Origin of the sequence: Actinoplanes sp. CA-015351 (assembly GCF_050955685.1) — a bacterium.
GTDB lineage: Bacteria > Actinomycetota > Actinomycetes > Mycobacteriales > Micromonosporaceae > Actinoplanes.
Window position 1 is genome coordinate 6,572,109 of record NZ_CP192102.1, and the last position, 17,625, is coordinate 6,589,733.

At 70.3% G+C, this 17,625-nt stretch carries 17 protein-coding genes and 3 pseudogenes; 10 read left to right on the forward strand and 10 right to left on the reverse strand.

Features of this window, described 5'->3' with window-relative positions:
* The first annotated feature begins 6 nt into the window (after positions 1–6).
* From ACQP2E_RS29905 to ACQP2E_RS29925, 5 genes and pseudogenes are all read left to right on the forward strand, one after another.
* Positions 7–1,251: a cation:proton antiporter gene (locus ACQP2E_RS29905; protein WP_433826276.1), complete on the forward strand. Its 1,245-nt coding sequence runs from the start codon at positions 7–9 to the stop codon at positions 1,249–1,251.
* A 246-nt stretch (positions 1,252–1,497) separates the two neighbouring features.
* Positions 1,498–2,112, forward strand: coding sequence for a VOC family protein (locus tag ACQP2E_RS29910; protein ID WP_433826277.1), 615 nt, complete (start codon positions 1,498–1,500; stop codon positions 2,110–2,112).
* A gap of 103 nt (positions 2,113–2,215) precedes the next feature.
* On the forward strand, positions 2,216–2,452 hold the full coding sequence (locus ACQP2E_RS29915) for a hypothetical protein (protein WP_014446469.1): 237 nt from the start codon (positions 2,216–2,218) through the stop codon (positions 2,450–2,452).
* Between the two features lies 1 nt (position 2,453).
* A pseudogene (locus tag ACQP2E_RS29920) lies at positions 2,454–2,594 on the forward strand (Clp protease N-terminal domain-containing protein); the annotation flags it as partial.
* Between the two features lie 111 nt (positions 2,595–2,705).
* Positions 2,706–3,011, forward strand: a pseudogene (locus ACQP2E_RS29925) (Clp protease N-terminal domain-containing protein); the annotation flags it as partial.
* A gap of 66 nt (positions 3,012–3,077) precedes the next feature.
* Here ACQP2E_RS29925 and ACQP2E_RS29930 read toward each other — a convergent pair.
* The 3 genes from ACQP2E_RS29930 to ACQP2E_RS29940 form a co-directional block, all read right to left on the reverse strand.
* The gene (locus ACQP2E_RS29930; protein WP_433826278.1) at positions 3,078–3,557 is read right to left on the reverse strand and encodes a GNAT family N-acetyltransferase; all 480 of its coding nucleotides are present in this window, start codon (positions 3,555–3,557) and stop codon (positions 3,078–3,080) included.
* A 78-nt stretch (positions 3,558–3,635) separates the two neighbouring features.
* The gene (locus ACQP2E_RS29935; protein WP_433826279.1) at positions 3,636–4,583 is read right to left on the reverse strand and encodes a pirin family protein; all 948 of its coding nucleotides are present in this window, start codon (positions 4,581–4,583) and stop codon (positions 3,636–3,638) included.
* A 3-nt stretch (positions 4,584–4,586) separates the two neighbouring features.
* The gene (locus ACQP2E_RS29940; RefSeq protein ID WP_433826280.1) at positions 4,587–5,027 is read right to left on the reverse strand and encodes a MarR family winged helix-turn-helix transcriptional regulator; all 441 of its coding nucleotides are present in this window, start codon (positions 5,025–5,027) and stop codon (positions 4,587–4,589) included.
* A 94-nt stretch (positions 5,028–5,121) separates the two neighbouring features.
* Between ACQP2E_RS29940 and ACQP2E_RS29945 the strand changes: the two genes are divergently transcribed.
* Positions 5,122–5,856: a hypothetical protein gene (locus ACQP2E_RS29945; RefSeq protein ID WP_433826281.1), complete on the forward strand. Its 735-nt coding sequence runs from the start codon at positions 5,122–5,124 to the stop codon at positions 5,854–5,856.
* A gap of 1,033 nt (positions 5,857–6,889) precedes the next feature.
* Here the strand turns inward: ACQP2E_RS29945 and ACQP2E_RS29950 are convergent.
* Positions 6,890–7,018 (reverse strand): hypothetical protein, encoded by a 129-nt coding sequence (locus ACQP2E_RS29950; RefSeq protein WP_433826282.1) that lies wholly within the window; start codon positions 7,016–7,018, stop codon positions 6,890–6,892.
* 100 nt (positions 7,019–7,118) lie between these two features.
* On the opposite strand from ACQP2E_RS29950, the gene ACQP2E_RS29955 reads away from it, so the two are divergent.
* A complete protein-coding gene (locus ACQP2E_RS29955) occupies positions 7,119–8,702 on the forward strand; it encodes a phospholipase D family protein (RefSeq protein ID WP_433826283.1) in 1,584 nt (527 codons plus the stop codon).
* Between the two features lie 64 nt (positions 8,703–8,766).
* Here ACQP2E_RS29955 and ACQP2E_RS29960 read toward each other — a convergent pair.
* Positions 8,767–9,099 (reverse strand): annotated as a pseudogene (locus ACQP2E_RS29960) (GNAT family N-acetyltransferase); the annotation flags it as partial.
* A 9-nt stretch (positions 9,100–9,108) separates the two neighbouring features.
* Positions 9,109–10,170: a protein-L-isoaspartate O-methyltransferase family protein gene (locus ACQP2E_RS29965; RefSeq protein WP_433826284.1), complete on the reverse strand. Its 1,062-nt coding sequence runs from the start codon at positions 10,168–10,170 to the stop codon at positions 9,109–9,111.
* A 42-nt stretch (positions 10,171–10,212) separates the two neighbouring features.
* Between ACQP2E_RS29965 and ACQP2E_RS29970 the strand changes: the two genes are divergently transcribed.
* Complete coding sequence (locus ACQP2E_RS29970; RefSeq protein ID WP_433826285.1) at positions 10,213–10,992, forward strand: transglutaminase-like domain-containing protein; 780 nt, start codon at positions 10,213–10,215, stop codon at positions 10,990–10,992.
* A 107-nt stretch (positions 10,993–11,099) separates the two neighbouring features.
* On the opposite strand, the gene ACQP2E_RS29975 is transcribed toward ACQP2E_RS29970, so the two are convergent.
* The 3 genes from ACQP2E_RS29975 to allB are packed head-to-tail and all read right to left on the reverse strand — an operon-like array spanning position 11,100 to position 14,546.
* A complete protein-coding gene (locus ACQP2E_RS29975) occupies positions 11,100–12,233 on the reverse strand; it encodes a phosphotransferase (RefSeq protein WP_433826286.1) in 1,134 nt (377 codons plus the stop codon).
* Positions 12,230–13,213, reverse strand: coding sequence for an allantoicase (gene alc, locus ACQP2E_RS29980; RefSeq protein WP_433826287.1), 984 nt, complete (start codon positions 13,211–13,213; stop codon positions 12,230–12,232). The genes ACQP2E_RS29975 and alc overlap by 4 nt, the downstream gene beginning before the upstream one ends.
* Before the next feature lie 10 nt (positions 13,214–13,223).
* A complete protein-coding gene (gene allB / locus ACQP2E_RS29985) occupies positions 13,224–14,546 on the reverse strand; it encodes an allantoinase AllB (RefSeq protein WP_433826288.1) in 1,323 nt (440 codons plus the stop codon).
* Positions 14,547–14,639: 93 nt separating this feature from the next.
* Between allB and ACQP2E_RS29990 the strand changes: the two genes are divergently transcribed.
* Together ACQP2E_RS29990 and ACQP2E_RS29995 are read left to right on the forward strand one after the other, a co-directional pair.
* Positions 14,640–15,065: a glutaredoxin domain-containing protein gene (locus ACQP2E_RS29990; RefSeq protein ID WP_433826289.1), complete on the forward strand. Its 426-nt coding sequence runs from the start codon at positions 14,640–14,642 to the stop codon at positions 15,063–15,065.
* 356 nt (positions 15,066–15,421) lie between these two features.
* Complete coding sequence (locus tag ACQP2E_RS29995; RefSeq protein WP_433826290.1) at positions 15,422–16,084, forward strand: hypothetical protein; 663 nt, start codon at positions 15,422–15,424, stop codon at positions 16,082–16,084.
* A 380-nt stretch (positions 16,085–16,464) separates the two neighbouring features.
* Here ACQP2E_RS29995 and ACQP2E_RS30000 read toward each other — a convergent pair whose 3' ends face one another.
* Positions 16,465–17,601 carry a DUF6986 family protein gene (locus ACQP2E_RS30000; protein ID WP_433826291.1) on the reverse strand — a complete coding sequence of 379 codons (1,137 nt, stop codon included), beginning with the start codon at positions 17,599–17,601 and terminating at the stop codon, positions 16,465–16,467.
* Between the last annotated feature and the right edge of the window lie 24 nt (positions 17,602–17,625).

Sequence of the window (17,625 nt, forward strand, 5' to 3'; positions counted from 1 at the left end):
CGGCGTATGCAGCTCTCCGATGTGGTGTTCGCCCTGGTAGGGGTGGGCGCTCTGCTCGCCGGTGTCCTTCCCCGCCTGCTGGAGAGACGACCGCTTTCCATGCCGATCGCGTTCCTCGCCCTGGGCCTGCTCGTCTTCGGACTACCCCTCGGCCTGCCGGACGCCAATCCTCTGGAACACGCCAAGCTCACCGAGCACCTCACCGAGATCGGCGTGATCGTCGCGCTGATGGGTGCCGGCCTGAAGATCGACCGCCCGTTCGGCCGCCGCCGGTGGGCGTCGACCGGCCGCCTGCTGATCATCGCGATGCCGGTGACGATCGCCGCGACGGCGCTGCTCGGCTGGTGGTGGGCCGGTCTGGTGCCAGCGTCCGCACTGCTGCTCGGCGCGGCGATGGCGCCAACCGATCCGGTGCTCGCCTCGGACGTGCAGGTGGGTGAGCCGACCGACGAGGAGGACTCGGAGGACGAGGTCCGGTTCGCACTGACCAGTGAGGCCGGCCTGAACGACGGCCTGGCGTTCCCGTTCGTCTACGCCGCCATCGCGATCGCCGCGCACGGCCTGGACCCGGCGGGCTGGCTGGGCGAATGGGTGCTGAAGGACGTCCTCTACAAGGGCCTGATGGGTGTCGCCGGCGGCGCGCTGATCGGCTGGCTGCTCGGCAAGCTCTTCTTCCGCGCGAAGCGCGACGCGCTGCGACTCTCCCGCCACGCCGAGGGCTTCCTCGCTCTCGCTGCCACGTTCCTTGCGTACGGGTTGACAGAGGTGGCCGGTGGCTACGGATTCCTGGCGGTGTTCGTCGCTGCGCGGGCGATCCGGGCCGCCGAGCGGTCGCACGAGTACCACCAGGTGCTGCACGATTTCGCGGAGCAGACCGAGCGGCTGCTGACCGTCCTCCTACTGCTGCTGCTCGGCGGCGCGGTGGTCAGCGGCCTGCTGACACCGCTCACCTGGCAGGCCGCCGGCGCCGGTCTCGTGCTGATCTTCCTGGTCCGTCCGCTGGCCGCTTTTGCCTCGTTGCGGGGCGTACCGGGCACCCGGGCGGAACACTGGGTGATCGCGGCGTTCGGGATCCGTGGCATCGGATCCTTTTATTACTTAGCGTACGCAATGACACACGCGAATTTTCCTCGCGCCGACCTCGTATGGGCGACAGCGGCATTCGTGGTCGTCGGTTCGGTCGTCCTTCACGGAATCGCCGCGACGCCCGTAATGCGTTACCTGGATCACTCGACCGCTCACGCTAGGTAATACTTTTCTGCTCTAAACCGGACAATGAACCGTCCGGTGGTGACGAAGCGTATTCAGTGCCGTAGAGTGCTCAGGTAACTGGGGATGTCCACCATGGAGCGGCACATGCGGATCAGAGGCTATGCACCCTTGACACCCTGCTGGGTGGAACTGGCGAGTACGGACCCCGCACGGGCTGCGGAGTTCTACGGAGAGTTGTTTGGCTGGGAGTCTGCGGGTGATCGGTTCAAGCTGGGGGGCCGGGCCGTGGCGGGGCTCACCCGCAGCACGCCGGAGCGATCCGACGGCTGGCTCACGCACATCAGCACTCCCGACCTCGAAGAGACCCTTGAGCAGGTCGCCCTTTCCGGCGGCTACTGCTTGAGCGGCCCCTCCGAGGCTCACGGCGGCCGGCGCGCGATCGTCGCGGACCTGGCCGGCGGCACCATCGGCCTGTGGGAACCGGCCGATTTCGCGGGCGCACAGACCCGCGACGAACCGGGCACGATGTCGTGGCCGGAACTCATCACTGATGACCCGAGCAGCGCGGCCCGCTTCTACGGCTCCGCGTTCGGGTGGCTGCTGCGTCACGAGTTCGGCACCGGCGAGTGGCTGAACCACGGGCACGACGCGATCGCCGGGCTGGCGGCCGGCTTCCGCGGCGCGTGGTGGCGTGCGGCTTTCCAGGTCGCTGACATCGAAGAGGCGGCCGACCTCTGCGAGCGGCTGGGCGGAGCGATCATCTCCGAGCCGGCCGAGGCGGGGCTGAGCGCCTTCGCCGAGTTGCGCGACCCGTGGGGCGCGCGTTTCACGGTGGCCGCGCCGGTGCTCCACCCGGTCGAACTCACCGTGTCGCTGGGGACGCTTCCCGCCTGGGAGTGAACGGATTTTCGATAAGAGCGAACCGGCCCTCGGGCCGGTTTTCTTTTACCCTCGACGTCAACCAAAGTTGACACCGGGCCACGTGTCAACGTACGTTGACAGCATGACCGAAGCGACCGACCTCGCCGCCGCCGCCGGCAGCACCGACCCCCGGGTCGGCCTCCGCGCGGTCGTGGCGCTCCGCCGTCTCCTGGAGGGCCTCGAGCATCTCCAGGTCGCCAACGCCCGCGCCAAGGGATGGTCCTGGCAGGAGATCGCCGACGCCCTCGAGGTGACCCGGCAGGGCGTCCACAAGAAACACGCCAGGTTGATGCCGATGCAGGACCCACGGGAGGGCTGACATGTTCGAGCGATTCACCAAGGGCGCCCGCACCGCCGTCGTTCTCGCCCAGGAGGAGGCCCGCGAGCTGGGCCACACCACGATCGGCACCGAGCACCTGCTGCTCGCGCTGACCAGCGACGAGCAGAGCGGTGTCGCCACCCTGCTGCGTGACGCCGGCGCCGACCGGCACCAGGTCCGGGACGCGATCGTCCGGCACGTCGGCGACCACACCACCGAGGCCGCCGCCCTCGCCGATCGCGACGCCGAGGACGCTGCGGCGCTCAAGGCGATCGGCATCGACCTGGAGGCGGTCCGGGCCGCGATCGAGGAGAATTTCGGGGCAGGCTCGCTGCGGCTGCCCCATCCCGCGCCGAAGAAGAGGGGGATCTTCGGACGGTTCTCGGCGGGCAGCGGGCACATCCCGTTCTCGCCGCGCGCCAAGAAGGTCCTCGAGCTCTCGCTGCGGGAGGCGCTGCGGCTCAAGCACAACTACATCGCGCGGGAGCACATTCTGCTCGGCATCCTGCGCGAGGGGCAGGGGCTGGCGATGCTGGTTCTCACCGAGCTGGGTGCCGATCCGGCCGGGTTGCGCGCCGACCTGACCAGCTCCCTGGAATCCCGGGCGGCGTGAGACTCACGTTTCCTAGGTGACGCGGAGCCGCATCGCCGGGTCGGCGGTGCGGCGGAAGCCGAGCGATTCGTACATCGGCTCGCCGTCCTGCGATGCCCGCAGGTCGACAGCGCCGACGCCACGTGAGCGGAACCAGCCGAGCAGCGCGGTCATGCAGCCGCGCGAATATCCCTGGCGTCGGTGGTCGGGGTCGGTGACCACGCTGAAGACGTAACCGACCAGGCCGCCCGGGTTGCCGGGGTTTCCCAGCCGCTCCTCGATGATGCCGACGGCGCAGGCGGCGAGACCTGTGCCGCCGCCTGCCCCGCCGGTGCGGTCCACGACGAACGCGGCCATCGTGGGCTCCGGCTCGGACAGGCGTCTGACCAGGGTTTTTCTGGCCGGCTCGCGCCAGTCGTCGTTCCAGTCGGGCTGCGGAAAGCTCTGGAGCATGACAGCACGGAGACGAACCAGCTCAGCGGCGTCGCCGGGTGTCGCTTGGCGGATCTGCACGTCGCGAGGTTAGTCAAGGGCGGCCGTTTGCGCGTACCGAATAAGGGAGCGCAAGCGGACCGCCCTGATCGGCCATCGTCAGTCGGTGTGCGGGAGGCGGGTGGCCGGGACAGTGCCGAGGCGGCCTTTTTGGAAGTCCTCGAAGGCCTGCTTGAGCTCGTCGCGGGTGTTCATCACGAACGGGCCGTAATGCGCGATCGGCTCGCGGATCGGCTGGCCGCCCATGATGAAGAGGTCGAGTTCGGTCTTCGCCTCGACGCGGATCGCATCGCCAGGGCCGTGCGTGGCGAGCTGTCCGAGAGTGATCGGACGCAGGTCGGTGCCGACCCAGCCCTCGCCGGAGAGGGCGTAAACGAGCGCGTTGAAATCGGGCTGCCACGGGAGGTCGAGGCGGGAGCCGGGCTGCATGGTGACGTGGGCCAGATTGATCGGGGTATAGGTGGAGCCCGGCCCGACGTGCCCGGCGACCTCACCGGCGATGACGCGGATCAGCGCGCCGCCGTCGGGGGTGGTCAGGAGGGCCGCCTGCTTTCCCCGGATGTCCTGATATTTCGGGTCGAGCATCTTGGCGCGCTTCGGCAGGTTCACCCAGAGTTGCAGGCCGTGGAAAAGTCCGCCACTCATCACCAGGTGCTCGGGCGGGGCCTCGATGTGCAGAATCCCCGCGCCGGCCGTCATCCACTGCGTGTCGCTGTTGCTGATCGAGCCGCCGCCACCCAGCGAGTCCTGATGGTCCATGATGCCGTCGATCATGTAGGTGACCGTCTCGAACCCGCGGTGCGGGTGCCACGGGGTGCCTTTCGGCTCGCCCGGCGCGTAGTCGACCTCGCCCATCTGGTCCAGGTGGATGAAGGGATCAAGTTCGGTCAGGGGCACCCCGGCGAACGCGCGCCGCACCGGGAATCCCTCACCCTCGAAACCCTGTGGAGCGGTGGTGAGCCGGCGAACGGGGCGGAAATCGGTCATCGGGTCGAGCCGGGGCAGGCGCGGCAGGACGAGGACGTCTTCAACGGTGATGGCGGGCATGATTCACACCTTCCTGATCTTGGCGAAGACGCGGCCGACCACGGCCAGCTCCTCGTCGTCCAGATGATCGATGAAGCTCTCGCGCACGGTCGCGAGGTGCGCCGGGGCGGCGTCACGCAGCGTCTGCAGCCCCGTCTCGGTGAGCACCGCCTCCTGGCCGCGCCCGTCGTCGGGGCAGCTCTCCTTGCGAACAAGACCGCGTTTGATCATTGAGTTGATCTGATAGGTGACCCGGCTCGGCGAGAGCACGAGGCGGCTCGCGAGCTCGCCCATCCGAATCCGCCGGTCAGGGGCGTCAGCCAGCTCGACCATGACGTGGTAATCGTTCATGCTCAGCCCGGTCGCGGCGCGCAACTCGTCCTCAAGGCGGGTGTGCAGTGCCCAGGAGCTTTCGAGAAAGGTGCGCCAGTGCTGCAACTGGGTCGCGCTGAGCGGTTCGGCCATGCCCCGAAGCATACTACTTAAAATCTGAAACTTCAAAACTGAAATTCCTGGGTACGGGGTTGAGCGCCCACCGCCGCGGGTCGCCGGACCGGGGGTGCTCGCCGGACCGGGGATGCTCGCCGGACCGGGGGTGCTCGCCGGACCGGGGATGCTCGCCGGACCGGGGGTGCTCGCCGGACCGGGGATGCTCGCCGGACCGGGGGTGCTCGCCGGACCGGGGATGCTCGCCGGACCGGGGGTGCTCGCCGCCCCGGGTCGCCGGGCCGGGGTGCTCGCCGCCCCGGGTCGCCGGGCCGGGGTGCTCGCCGCCCCGGGTCGCCGGGCCGGGGTGCTCGCCGCCCCGGGTCGCCGGGCCGGGGTGCTCGCCGCCCCGGGTCGCCGGGCCGGGGTGCTCGCCGCCCCGGGTCGCCGGGCCGGGGTGCTCGCCGCCCCGGGTCGCCGGGCCGGGGTGCTCGCCGCCCCGGGTCGCCGGGCCGGGGTGCTCGCCGCCCCGGGTCGCCGGGCCGGGGTGCTCGCCGCCCCGGGTCGCCGGGCCGGGGTGCTCGCCGCCCCGGGTCGCCGGGCCGGGGTGCTCGCCGCCCCGGGTCGCCGGGCCGGGGTGCTCGCCGCCCCGGGTCGCCGGGCCGGGGTGCTCGCCGCCCCGGGTCGCCGGGCCGGGGTGCTCGCCGCCGCGAGGGTGCTCACCGGCGCGGGCGGGGCTGAGTGCTTGTCGGCGCGGGGGCGCGGGGCTGGGTGCCCGCCGCCGCGGGGCGCGGGGCTGAGTGCTCGCCGGCGCCGGGTGGGGTGCTCCCGCTGCGGGACACGAGCTTACTGCGATCTTGGCAGGTAGCGTCCGGACGAGTCGACCGAGGCGTCCGAGGGCGCGCGAGTTTCGCCATTTGAGCATGCCGATGCGAAGCCGAGATTCGGCTGATCAAGGCCGGCTACCAAGGCGGGTTTGGGCTACCGAGAAACAGGACGGAAGCCCACCGTGGGCCCGGAGCTACGTGGCGCGTGGCGCGTGGCGCGTGGCGCGTGGCGCGTGGCGCGTGGCGCGTGGCGCGTGGCGCGTGGCGCGTGGCGCGTGGCGCGTGGCGCGTGGCGCGTGGCGCGTGGCGCGTGGCGCGTGGCGCGTGGCGCGGGGCGCGTGGCGCGTGGCGCGGGGCGCGGGGACAAGAGCGCACATATGCCCGGTTCGACGTAGACGAGATCGCACGGTTGCGGTCTGTGTGACCTCACCACGGCCAGGGCGTAGACCCGGGCACACGATGGCGTTGTGTGCGACCTGACCCACCCTGCGACCCGACCTGCCCTGCGACCCGACCCGACCCTGCGACCCGACCTGTCCTGTGACCTGACGCAGCGCCGCACAATGGCGAAAGTCGAGCGCCCACATTCGTATTTCGCCCGAACGACCCGATTTCACGCGGCTCAGCGTCACCCTCGGCCCCCGGCGCAGATCTTGTGAGGATGCGGTCGGACGACGGGCGGAAGCTCACAAGATGAGGTGCGAGGCCCGCCGGAGCGGTGCGCGCTGTCATCCACCCCTCTGATCAACCGACAGCCGGGCATCAACAGGGCCACGGGCACACGGTGTGCTGACGGCCGCCCGGGTCCGAAGCCCAGCGGCTCCCCGCCATCTGCCGCCAACCCGGCGCCGCCATGACAATGAGTGACACTGCGCAGGCAGTCGAGTCACCCCTGGGCCTGCGGAGCCGAGGCAGTGTCACACCCGTTGTGGGGTAGTCACATCCACAACGGGCGCCGAAGTCTGCGAAAGAACACGGCCCAGCCCCTCGGACGCCGGGAGCGCGACGTCCTGCGCCCGGCAAACGGGGCCGGGCGGGCGGCGGCGCGAACCGCGCTGAGGGTCCGATCGGCGGTCAGGGCATTGTCATGAGGATGGCGGCTGTCCCCGCGAGGACCAGGAGCAGGACTGCGATGAGCAGGCCCCGCTCGGTGGATTCGGTAGTGTCGGTGACACTCGTGGTGACCAGCGGCTCAGCGCTCATGTGATCTGTTCCTCCGTGCGAAGGGGGGGTCGCCGCTCCGCGTGCGGGCGGCGGTCAGGAGGCTTACGGTGAGGGCGTCGTCGACCTCGGAGGGGCTGCAGTGCCGCCGCAAGAATGGCTTCTCACCGCTGCTGAGCGCGGCAACCCGGACACCTCCATACCCACATGGAACACGGGAAACACCGTCGAAGCATTAATTCACGGGCAAAGGTACTTCGATCGGTTGGCCTCGGAAGTGGAAGCCCTCCAACCGGGTGATCACCTCTTCTTCACCGACTGGCGGGGGGACCCGGACGAGCGGCTGCGGGACGACGGCCCCACGATCGCCGAGCTCTTCGCCGGCGCGGCCAAGCGTGGCGTGATCGTCAAGGGCCTGCTGTGGCGTTCTCATGTGGACAAACTCGCGTACAGCGAGGAGGAGAACCGCACCCTCAGTGACGACATCGAGGCCGGTGGCGGCGAGGTGCTGCTCGACCAGCGGGTACGCCGGGGCGGCTCGCACCACCAGAAACTCGTGGTCCTCCGGCATCCCGGCCGGGAGGAGCTGGACGTCGCGTTCGCCGGCGGCATCGACCTGTGTCACAGCCGCCGCGACGACGACCAGCACCACGGCGACCCGCAGGCGGTGTCGATGGCCGGGGCGTACGGATCGAATCCGCCCTGGCACGACATCCAGCTGGCGTTGAAGGGCCCGGTCGTCGGCACCCTGGACCTCTCGTTCCGGGAGCGCTGGAACGATCCGGCCCCGCTCGATCAGCACGGCCCGATCTCCACCGCCACCGACATGCTCCGGCACGAGGACATGCGCGCCGACCGGCTGCCGCCGCAGCCGCCGGACCCGCCGCCGGCCGGCGAGATGACGGTCCAGGTGCTGCGTACCTATCCGGCGATGCGGCCGGCGTACGGGTTCGCGAAGCTGGGTGAGCGCACCGTGGCCCGGGGGTACACCAAGGCGATCCACCGGGCGCGCCGGCTGATCTACCTGGAGGACCAGTATCTCTGGTCGAAGGAGGTCGCCCAGCTGTTCGCCGAGGCGATGCGGGAGCACCCGGAACTGCACCTGATCGCAGTGGTCCCCCGATATCCGGACGTGGACGGCAGGTTCGCGCTGCCACCGAACCAGGTCGGCCGTGAGCAGGCGATCGACCTCTGCCGTAAAGCCGCCGGCGACCGGGTCCACGTCTTCGATCTGGAAAACCACGTGGGTACGCCGATCTACGTGCACGCCAAGGTTTGCGTCATCGACGACGTGTGGAGCAGTGTCGGCAGCGACAACTTCAACCGTCGTTCGTGGACGCACGACAGCGAGTTGTCCTGCGCGACGCTGGACGGTACCCGCGACGGCCGGGCTCCCCGGGATCCGGCGGGGCTCGGTGACGAGGCGCGGCGGTTTCCCCGGGAGCTGCGCCTGTCGCTGCTGCGCGAGCACCTGGACCGGGCGGACGGTGACGACGCGGACCTGCTCGACCCGCTCGACGCGGTGCGGGCGGTGACCGAGACGGCCGACCGGCTGCGCGACTGGCATCTCGGCGGGGAGAAGGGTCCGCGCCCGCCGGGCCGGCTGGTGCCGCACGAGACCAAGAAGATGCCGTGGTACCAGCGGTTCTGGGCGGTGCCGGCGTACCGCATGGTCTACGACCCGGACGGCCGCCCGTGGCGCGACCGCCGCGAAGGCACATGGTGAAAAAGACAGCACTCGCGACCAGCGCACGGCTCACCCCGCGACGCCGATATCCGGTACGCGTGACAAAACACGTCACCGCCCACACCGCCGGATCCAGCCGGTTCTCGTCGCGCCCGGCCCACGGAACCCGGGCCGTGGACAGCCGTGGGTAAACCGTCCGGGGTTCGACGGCGCACCACCCGGCCGGCTCACCATCCGCATAAGCGACAAGACCACTGCCGGCCGCGGTCTGCGCCCGCAACCGCCGCGAGCGCTCCGGCACCGGAACCGAACCCCACTCGGCGGCTGTGATCTTGAACCACTGGCACTGGCAGCGGGCCGGCTCTCCGCGCGTACCCAAGATCTTTTGAAGGTCGGACCAGGTCGCCTCGCTGGCAGCGACGACGGAGATGTCCATCTCCGCAGCTTACGGGCGGTGCAGCCGCCACGTCCGTGGCACGAGCAGAGGCCCGGCCGGTTCGAGAGCGGCCCGCCAGGCGCTCATCGGCGGCCGGCCATGCGTCCACCAGCGATCGCTGAGAGCGAGCGCGACTTCGGACGCCTGCTCCGAGGAGGCGAGGATCGCGCCGTCCGGAAGCACCACCGCGCACGACGAATCGGAGACCACCGCGAGCAGACTCTGTTCCCGCCCCGGCACCGTGGCGTAGGTGACCTGCCGATTCCACGCACCCGCCGCGAACCACAGATCCCGGTAAGCCATCGCCTCCAGCGGAGCGCCCCAGCGCGGCGCCACCACCTGTTCCAGCCCGGTCAGCGGCGAACCCGGCGGCGCCGGATGACTGCCCGGATGCCGAGCGGCAAGCGGCCCGGCGGCGCTCATGAACCCGGCCGGGCACACCACCGACAACTCCCCCGCCGGCACGGCCGTGAGAACCGGATGCATTCCGGCGTGCTCGACCGGCGCGACGATCCGGCCGTCCCGGACCAGCCGGTTCATCCAGTGCGGCGAGATCCCGGCCACGCCGACCGTCACGATGATCCGGTCATAACGGCCGTCCGGCCCACCGGTGTACCCGTCGCCGGTCTCCACGCGTACCCCGGTGATCCCGGCTCGGGCAAGTGCTGTGCGCGCCCGATCCGCGACGTCGTCCTGCACGTCCACGGTCGTGACCTCGGCGCCGAGCGTGGCGAGCAGCGCAGCGTTGTACCCGGTGCCGGCGCCGATCTCGAGAATCCGCTGACCGGGCCGCACGTCCAGCGCCTCGATCATCACGGCCATCAGCGACGGCTGGCTGGAGGAGCTGATCGGTTTCTGCCCGCGCAGCTTGGTGACCAGCACGTCGTTGCTGTAGACCGCGCGCAGGAACTCGGGATCCGCCGGCAGCACGAGCCGCCCGTCCCGGCGATGGAAGCCCTCCGGCACGAAAACTTCCCGCGGCACCGCGCCGAACGCCTTCGCCAGCGCGGGTGACAGCCGCACACCGTCGTGACGGATCAGGTCGAGGTAGTGCCTGCGGGCGTCCTCCATGAATGACACCGTACGAAACCTGCCGCCGATACGGTGAGAATCGTGGATGCCGCACTGGTTGGTTGCACTCTGGAATTCGACGTCACCGAGCCCGCGGAGATCGCGTTGCAGATCGCCGCGGCTTCGCCCGCGACAGAAAAACTCACCCTGAGCGCCGACGTTCCGGTCCGCGAGATTCCAGGACGGCAACATTTGGTACGCGTACCGAAAGGCATCCTGACCGTCACGTACGAAGCAACAGTCCCCCTCGGCGATCCGCCACCCCCGGTGAGCGACGTCGACCGGATCCTCGCCGGGCGCCCGAGCAGGTACTGCCCGTCGGACCGGCTCGGCGGTTTTGCCCTGAGCCGGTTCGGTGGCTTCGGCGACGACACCGCCGCCACGGTGCGGGCGATCACCGACTGGGTGTTCGGGCATCTCGCGTACCAGGGCGGGGTGAGCGGGCCGACCACCGACGCGGTCGACACCCTGCTGGCCGGCGCCGGGGTGTGCCGCGATTACGCCCACCTCGTGGTGACGCTCTGCCGGGCCTGCGACATCCCGGCCCGGGTCGCCGCGGTGTACGCGCCCGGCCTGTCCCCGATGGACTTCCACCTGGTGGCCGAGGCCGCGATCGACGGCCGCTGGACCGTCTGGGATGCCACCCGGCTCGCACCTCGGCAGACGCTGATGCGGATCGTGACCGGCCGGGACGCCGCCGACACAGCCCTCGCGACGACGCTGTCCGGCATGCTCACCCTGCCGCGTACCGAGATCCTCGCGGTGGCCGCCGGCGACCTGCCGTTCGACGACCACCACGAGCTGGTGCAGCTGCGCGGCTAGAGCGCGGCGGCGTCGCCGTGAGGCGCAGCCGCTCGCTAGGCGACCAGCGCAGCCGCTCGCTAGGCGACCAGCGCAGCCACTTGCTAGGCGACCAGCGCAGCCGCTCGCTAGGCGACAGTGGCTGCGGCCGCGGCGTCATGCAGCGCCGCTTCGACGTCGCCGGCGTGGTACGGCCACTCGGCCGGCTCGATCCTCGCGAGGAAACCGGCGTAGGTGATCGCCGACCGCAGCGCCGCGACCGGGCGCAGCAGCTCGATGGCCCGCAGCGCGTCGCAGCCCGGCCATCGGGCGGCCCAGTCGCGCAGCACGCCCGGGTCGTCGCTGAGCCGCAGGATGTCGAAGGCCGGGTTGCCGACGCCGGAGTCACCCCAGTCGACGATCGTGAGGGAGCCGTCGGGGCTGGTCCGCACGTTGCCCGGGTGAAGGTCGCCGTGAATGAGGGTGTCCGGCAGACCGCAATCGGCGACAGCGGCCAGCCGATCCGGTAGGCCGTCAAGAAAAGCGCCCAGGCCGGATATTTCGTCAATGAAGGGATTTATTCGGTCGAGATCCACGACTCGGCAGTCCGGCACACCCGCCGCCAGCAACTCACCCACCCGCCCGGCGAAATGCGCCTGCACCGGATGAAAAGCGGCAGCCACCTCGGCACACAACGACGGCCCGGCGCCGTACCGATCCTCCCCCGGCACGTGCGCCAGCAGCGTCCGCCCCTGATCACCGGCCGCCAGGACGTAGGGCACCAGGCCTGGCGTCATCGCGTCGACCATCCGCAGCACGGCCGGCTCGTGCGCGAAGAACCGCGGGACCTGCTTGAGCCAGGCCACCGGTCTACCGTCCTCCGGCAGGTCGAACCGCCAGATCGCGGAGAGATTCCAGGTCCGCTGCTGCACCGGAACCGCGCCGCCGAGCCCGATCCGATCCAGCGCACCGGCCGCCCAGGCCAGCGACGCGGCCGGCCCACCGAACTCGGCGTAGGGCGCCCGCAGCGGGTGATCGCCGAGATCGACCTCGACGGGAGAAAGACCGGCCGGTCGAGCGGAGGTCGACGCCAGATATGTCACGTGCCCACCCGGCGGGGCCGGGCGGTCACCGTGCAGCAGCCGCAGCACGGTGACCTCGACGCCGGCCTTGGCAACGACCTCCGCGACCTCCTGCCACCACGGGGTGACCACCTGGAAAGGCGGCAGGGCCCCGAGCACAGCGCCGGAGGGGTCGGCCAGGACCAGCGAAACGGTTCTCACTCAGCCATTCTGGCCTTCAGGTAACCCCGGTCGGCGTCACCCAGCAGACGCAGCCGAGCCATCCCGCCATCAGGGAAGATGTCCAGCCGCACATGCGTCACCGCGGGCGCCTTCTCGATCTTGAACCGGTGCGGGGTGTCCGGCCGCAGCACCACCCGGGGCAGCAGCTCGGTCCACTCCTCGGACCCGGTCCGCTCGTCCCGGCCGGTCAGCCGTGCCGCACCGGGCGCGTTGCCCTTGAAGTGGCTGGTGTCCAGGTCGGCGAAGCGCAGCACGGCCGGCGCCGCCAGCTTCACGATGATCCAGTCGTTGGCGTCGTCGCGGCGCCGGGACGTCTCCCAGCCGTCGCCCATGTTCTGCGCGAGGCCGGGCATCAGCATCCGCTGCGGGTGGCCGTAGAACATGTTGCTGCAGTCGACCACTGTCGCGCCGTACTGCGCGGCGGCCACGTCGAACGTCTTCGGCAGCAGCGCCGGGTCGGGCACCACCTCGCCGTACACCCGCAGCCGGGCCACCCCGCCGTCCGGGAAGATGCGCAGGCGGACGTGGGTCCAGCGCTGCCGGTCGGCGACCGCGAACAGGTTGCTGCCGTCGCCCTTGAGCTCGGAGCGCGGGACCAGCTCGGTCCACTCGGCCGCTTCCAGCTCGTCCTTGCCGGGGTATCCCTCGATCGACGTCGCCTCGACCGACGCGGCCGGCGGGTAGTTGCCGGTGAAGAACGAGGTGTCGATGTCGACGCCGTGGACGATGCCGGGCGCACCGAGCCGGACCAGCGCGAAGTCGTGGCCGGCCTCGCGGCGGCGACGGGTCTCCCAGCCGTCGTAGACCTGTCCCTTGTGGTCGAACGTCTTCGGCGCGTGCCCCGCCGGTGCCGGCAGGACCAGGTGGTCCGCCGCTGCGAAGAACTCGTCGTTGGCGTAGACCACCCCACCGCCGAAAGCGCGCGATGCCAGGTCCGGTAGCCCGGTGAATTCGTCCATCAAATCTCCTCTACTCCGCGCCTGCGCCACGGAGAAGGAAACGGCCGCCCGGCTGGTCGCCGGTCACCGCGCTGCCGCGCAGCCAGGTCCTGCCCACGACACCCTTCAAGACCCTTCCCGCGTACGGGGTGACCGGGTTCTTGTGGTGCAGTGCGTGAGCGTCGACCGTGAACTCCCCGTCCGGCTGGAATGCCACCAGGTCCGCGTCGGCGCCGACAGCGATCCGTCCCTTCTGCCGCAGCCCGGCCAGATCGGCGGGACGGCGTGACATCCATTTCACCACGTCGGCGAGGGTGTACCCACGGGCTTGAGCTGCGGTCCAGATCACGGGAAGGCCCAGTTGCACCGAGGCGATCCCGCCCCATGCCGCCGCGAAGTCACCGGTGTCCTGGCGTTTCAGCTCCGGCGTGCACGGCGAGTGGTCGCTCACCACGCAGGTGATCAGCCCGTCGGCCAGGGCCTGCCAGAGCTGATCCGCGTTCGCGGAGTCCCGGATCGGCGGGCAGCACTTGAACTCGGTGGCGCCGTCCGGGATCGCCTCGGCGTCCAGGGTCAGGTAATGCGGGCAGGTTTCGGCGGTTACGCGTACCCCATCGGCTCGTGCGGCCGCGATGAGCGGCAGAGCTGAAGCGGCGGAGAGATGAAGGATGTGCACTCGCCGGCCGGCGGCGCGGGCCACCGCGATCGCGGTGGCGACCGCGGCGTGTTCGGCGTCGGCCGGGCGGGAGGCGAGGAAGTCCGAGTACGCGGCCGAACTCTCCGCCTCCTGAAGGTGCTCGGGGTCCTCGGCGTGCACCACGAACAGCGCGTCAACCACATGCATGGCCTGGGCCAGCTGGTCCGCGTCGACCGGCGGGAACTCGGGCACCCCGGAGTCGGCGAGGAACGCCTTGAAGCCGAAGACGCCGTTCGCGTGCAGCTCGGGCAGATCGGCGGCATTACCGGGGATCGCGCCACCCCAGAAACCGACGTCGACGTGGATCTGACCGGTCGCGGCCGCCTGTTTGATCTTCAGCGCCTCGGCGTGCACCGTCGGCGGCAGGCTGTTCAGCGGCATGTCGATGATCGTGGTGACCCCACCGGCGGCGGCGGCCCGGGTCGCGGACGCGAAGCCCTCCCACTCGGTCCGGCCCGGCTCGTTGACGTGCACGTGCGTGTCCACCAGGCCGGGCAGCAGCGCGTCGTCGCCGAGGTCGACGTCGTCTGTCACGTCGGCGATCACGGCGTCGTAGGGACTGATCGCCACGATCTTCCCGCTTTGGATCACAACCGCTGCCGCACGCTCGCCCTCGGGGGTCAGAACCCGCCGGGACCGCACCACCAGATCAACCATGTCCCGACCCTATTCGGGGTTTGTTTCACAAGAGAGATCATCCGCCCAGCCGGGGATTTCGTTACCCGCGGTAGCGGTGTAGCGTCCCGCTCCATGTTGCGTCGGTGGAGGCTCGCGATCCTGGCGACCATCTGTGGCGTGCTCGTCGCCGCCGTGAAGATCGGTGACGGTTCCCCCGGGGGCGCCGCCTTCCTGCTGTTGCTCTTCCTGGGCCTGGCCCTCGCCGTGTCACCAGGCGTCTTCCCACGCCCGGAACGCGCGGCCGACGCCGTCCTGGACGGCCGTCCGGTGGTTTACTGGCGGCCCGGCTGCCCGTTCTGCCTGCGGCTGCGCGCCCGCCTCGGCCCCGACGCCGGCCGCCTCCACTGGGTGGACATCTGGCAGGACCCGGAAGGCGCCGCGGCCGTTCGCGCGATCACCGGTGGTGACGAGACCGTACCGACGGTAGTGATCGCCGGTGAGGGTTTCGTGAACCCGGACCCGTCGTGGCTGAAGGACCGGGTCGTCCCGGCGGCCTGACCTGGGTCCACCCCAGAAACTGTTCGAAGAGGTCGGCCGGCGTCCGGCGCGGCAGGTCGTTCACGGCTTGATCCAGGTTGCCCCACATGTACATGGCGAGCGAAACCCGGTCGGCCCCCTCGGCCAGATGGTCCCGCGCCGGAGCACACGGCCACGCCCGGCCGCATGCCCGGCAGCTCCACGATGGACGCTGCCAGATGTGTTCCGATCTGCGTGGCTTGATGGATATATACCTCACCGAATGCCTCCCCGCGTGGTTGACAGGTAGCACGCGGGGACACCGCGGATCGTTCGACCCCACACCGAATTAGGCATGCGCTAAGGTCCAACGTCACGATCAAGTAACGGGGGTTCGCGTGGCACCGACCGAGAAGAACATCGAAGCAGCAGAGACGCCGCCGGAGGCCACCGAGCCGACACCGGAGGCCACCGAACCGACGGCGGAGGCGCCAGCAGAGCCGCCAGCAGATCTGGCAGCAGAGCCGGACATCACCGCCGACCCGGCGACGGAGGCCGATGCCGAGCCGGAGTCCACGAAGGACCCGGAGCCAGCCGAAGAGCCCGCCGAGCCCGTCGCAGAGGCCGAGACCGTCGCAGAGGCCAAGCCCGTCGCAGAAGCCCCGGCCGCCGCAGAGGCCGAGCCCGTGGCAGAGGCCGAGCCGGCCGCGGAGCTCGAGGCCGAGACCGTCGCGGAGCTGGATGGCGAGACAACCGGTGAGATCAGCGCCGAGCCGCTCATCGATCTCAGCGCCCCGCCCCGGGAAGAGCCGGAAATCGAGCCCGCCGAAGGCCGCGACCCGCAACTGGTCATGCTGAGCGTCCTGGTAGGCGCACTGGCCATCGCCGTAGTGGTCGTATTCGGAATGATCATCTTCGACCCGGTGGCGCTGATCAGCCTGGTGCCGAACTGGTTCGCCGAGCCAGGCTCCAGCCGCGTCATCGGCAGCGTCACCATCATCCTGATCATGTGTGCCATCGCCCTGGTGGCCCGCCAGCTCTTCCTACGCCGCCGCGGCTGACCCCACGATCGTGGCCGACCGCCTCTCACCACCCCCGGCAGAGTGACCAGGGCAGATCGCCCGCAACACGAGTGACCAGGGCGGGTGGCCCGCAACACGCGACCGGCAGGCGAGCCACCACCGCGCGAGTGAGGACCACCGCGCGAGTGTGAAGCCGAAGCGTGTTGATTTAGGGCGCTGTGCTCACCTCAAGTCGACACAGACAGCTGACGCGCGGCGTGCGTGTCGACGCTGAGAGCGGAGCGCACCCTAAATCAACACGCTGGCTTCGAGTGGACAGCGGGACCGACACCGGGAACTGGCCTGCCACGATCTCCGGGGCGGTCAGGCCAGAGCGGTCAGGCCAGAGCGGTCAGGCCAGAGCGGTCAGGCCAGAGCGGTCAGGCCAGGGCAGCCAGTTCTGGGCGGGGGAAGCCGGCGTCGGCCAGGGCGCCGCAGTCCAGGCCGCGCAGCAGGTAACCCGCCAGCGCCCGGGCCGTGGCCGGCTCGTCGGCGATGCCGCTCTCCTGGCGGTTCAGGTAACGGTGCAGGCGCTCCACCGCTACGTCCCGGCCGTCCCGGAAGAACTCATAGGTGGCCGCGTATCGGCTGGCCAGCTGGGCTGGGTGCAGGTCCCAGCCCTGGTAGTAGCCCCGCTCCAGCGAGCGCCGGACCAACCTGCGGTGCAGTTCCCAGGCCGACCGGACCTGTGCCGACGAGCCGACCGGGAGGACGTTGGTGGAGCCGTCGGAGAGGCGTACCCCGGTCTGGGCGGCGGCTGCCTGCATGACCGCCTTCGCGTAGTCGGCGGCCGGGTGCGCCATCGACTGGTAGGCCGCCGCCACTCCGGCTGCCGCGCTGTAGTCGTAGGTGCCGTAGTGCAACCCGGTGCACCGGCCCTCGGCTGCGGTGATCAGACGGGCCACCGTGGCGGTGCCGTCGGCGGCCAGCACCGCGGACGGCAGCTCCACCTGGATCTCGAAGGTGAGTGCGCCGGCGCTCAGGCCGTACCCACGCTCCAGCTTCTCGCAGAGGGTGACCATGGTGGCGACCTGGTCGGTACCGCTGACCTTGGGCAGCGTGATGGTGAAAAGCTCCTGGTAGGTGTCCAGGAAAAGGTCGAGGGTACGCAGCGAGCGGTGGCGGGTGGCGGCTTCGAGGGACTTGATCCGGATGCCGAGGAAGGGCGGTTTCGGGCCCTTCGCCAGCAGGAGGGCGGCCTGCCGGACGGCGGCGTCCTCCTGGGCGTCGTCGCGCACGCCGTAACCGTCTTCGAAGTCGACGCGGAGGTCTTCGATCGGTTCCAGTTCGAGCTTCGCCCGGATGGTCGGATCCGGCCACGGGAAATCGTGCTCGTCCATGGCGGACAGGGTCTGAGCACCCCAGTCGGCGAACCCGGACAGCTTGTCGGCGGGTACGTAGACGGTGTGAATCGGCTGCCTGCCGACGCGTTCCCCCGGGTATCGAGCCCGGAGGAACGCGTCGTGGGCAGCCAGGCGCCCGTCGATCTCCTGGTAATCAGAATCGGACAGGCGCACTGTTCTCCTTAAACCCTTAAACCC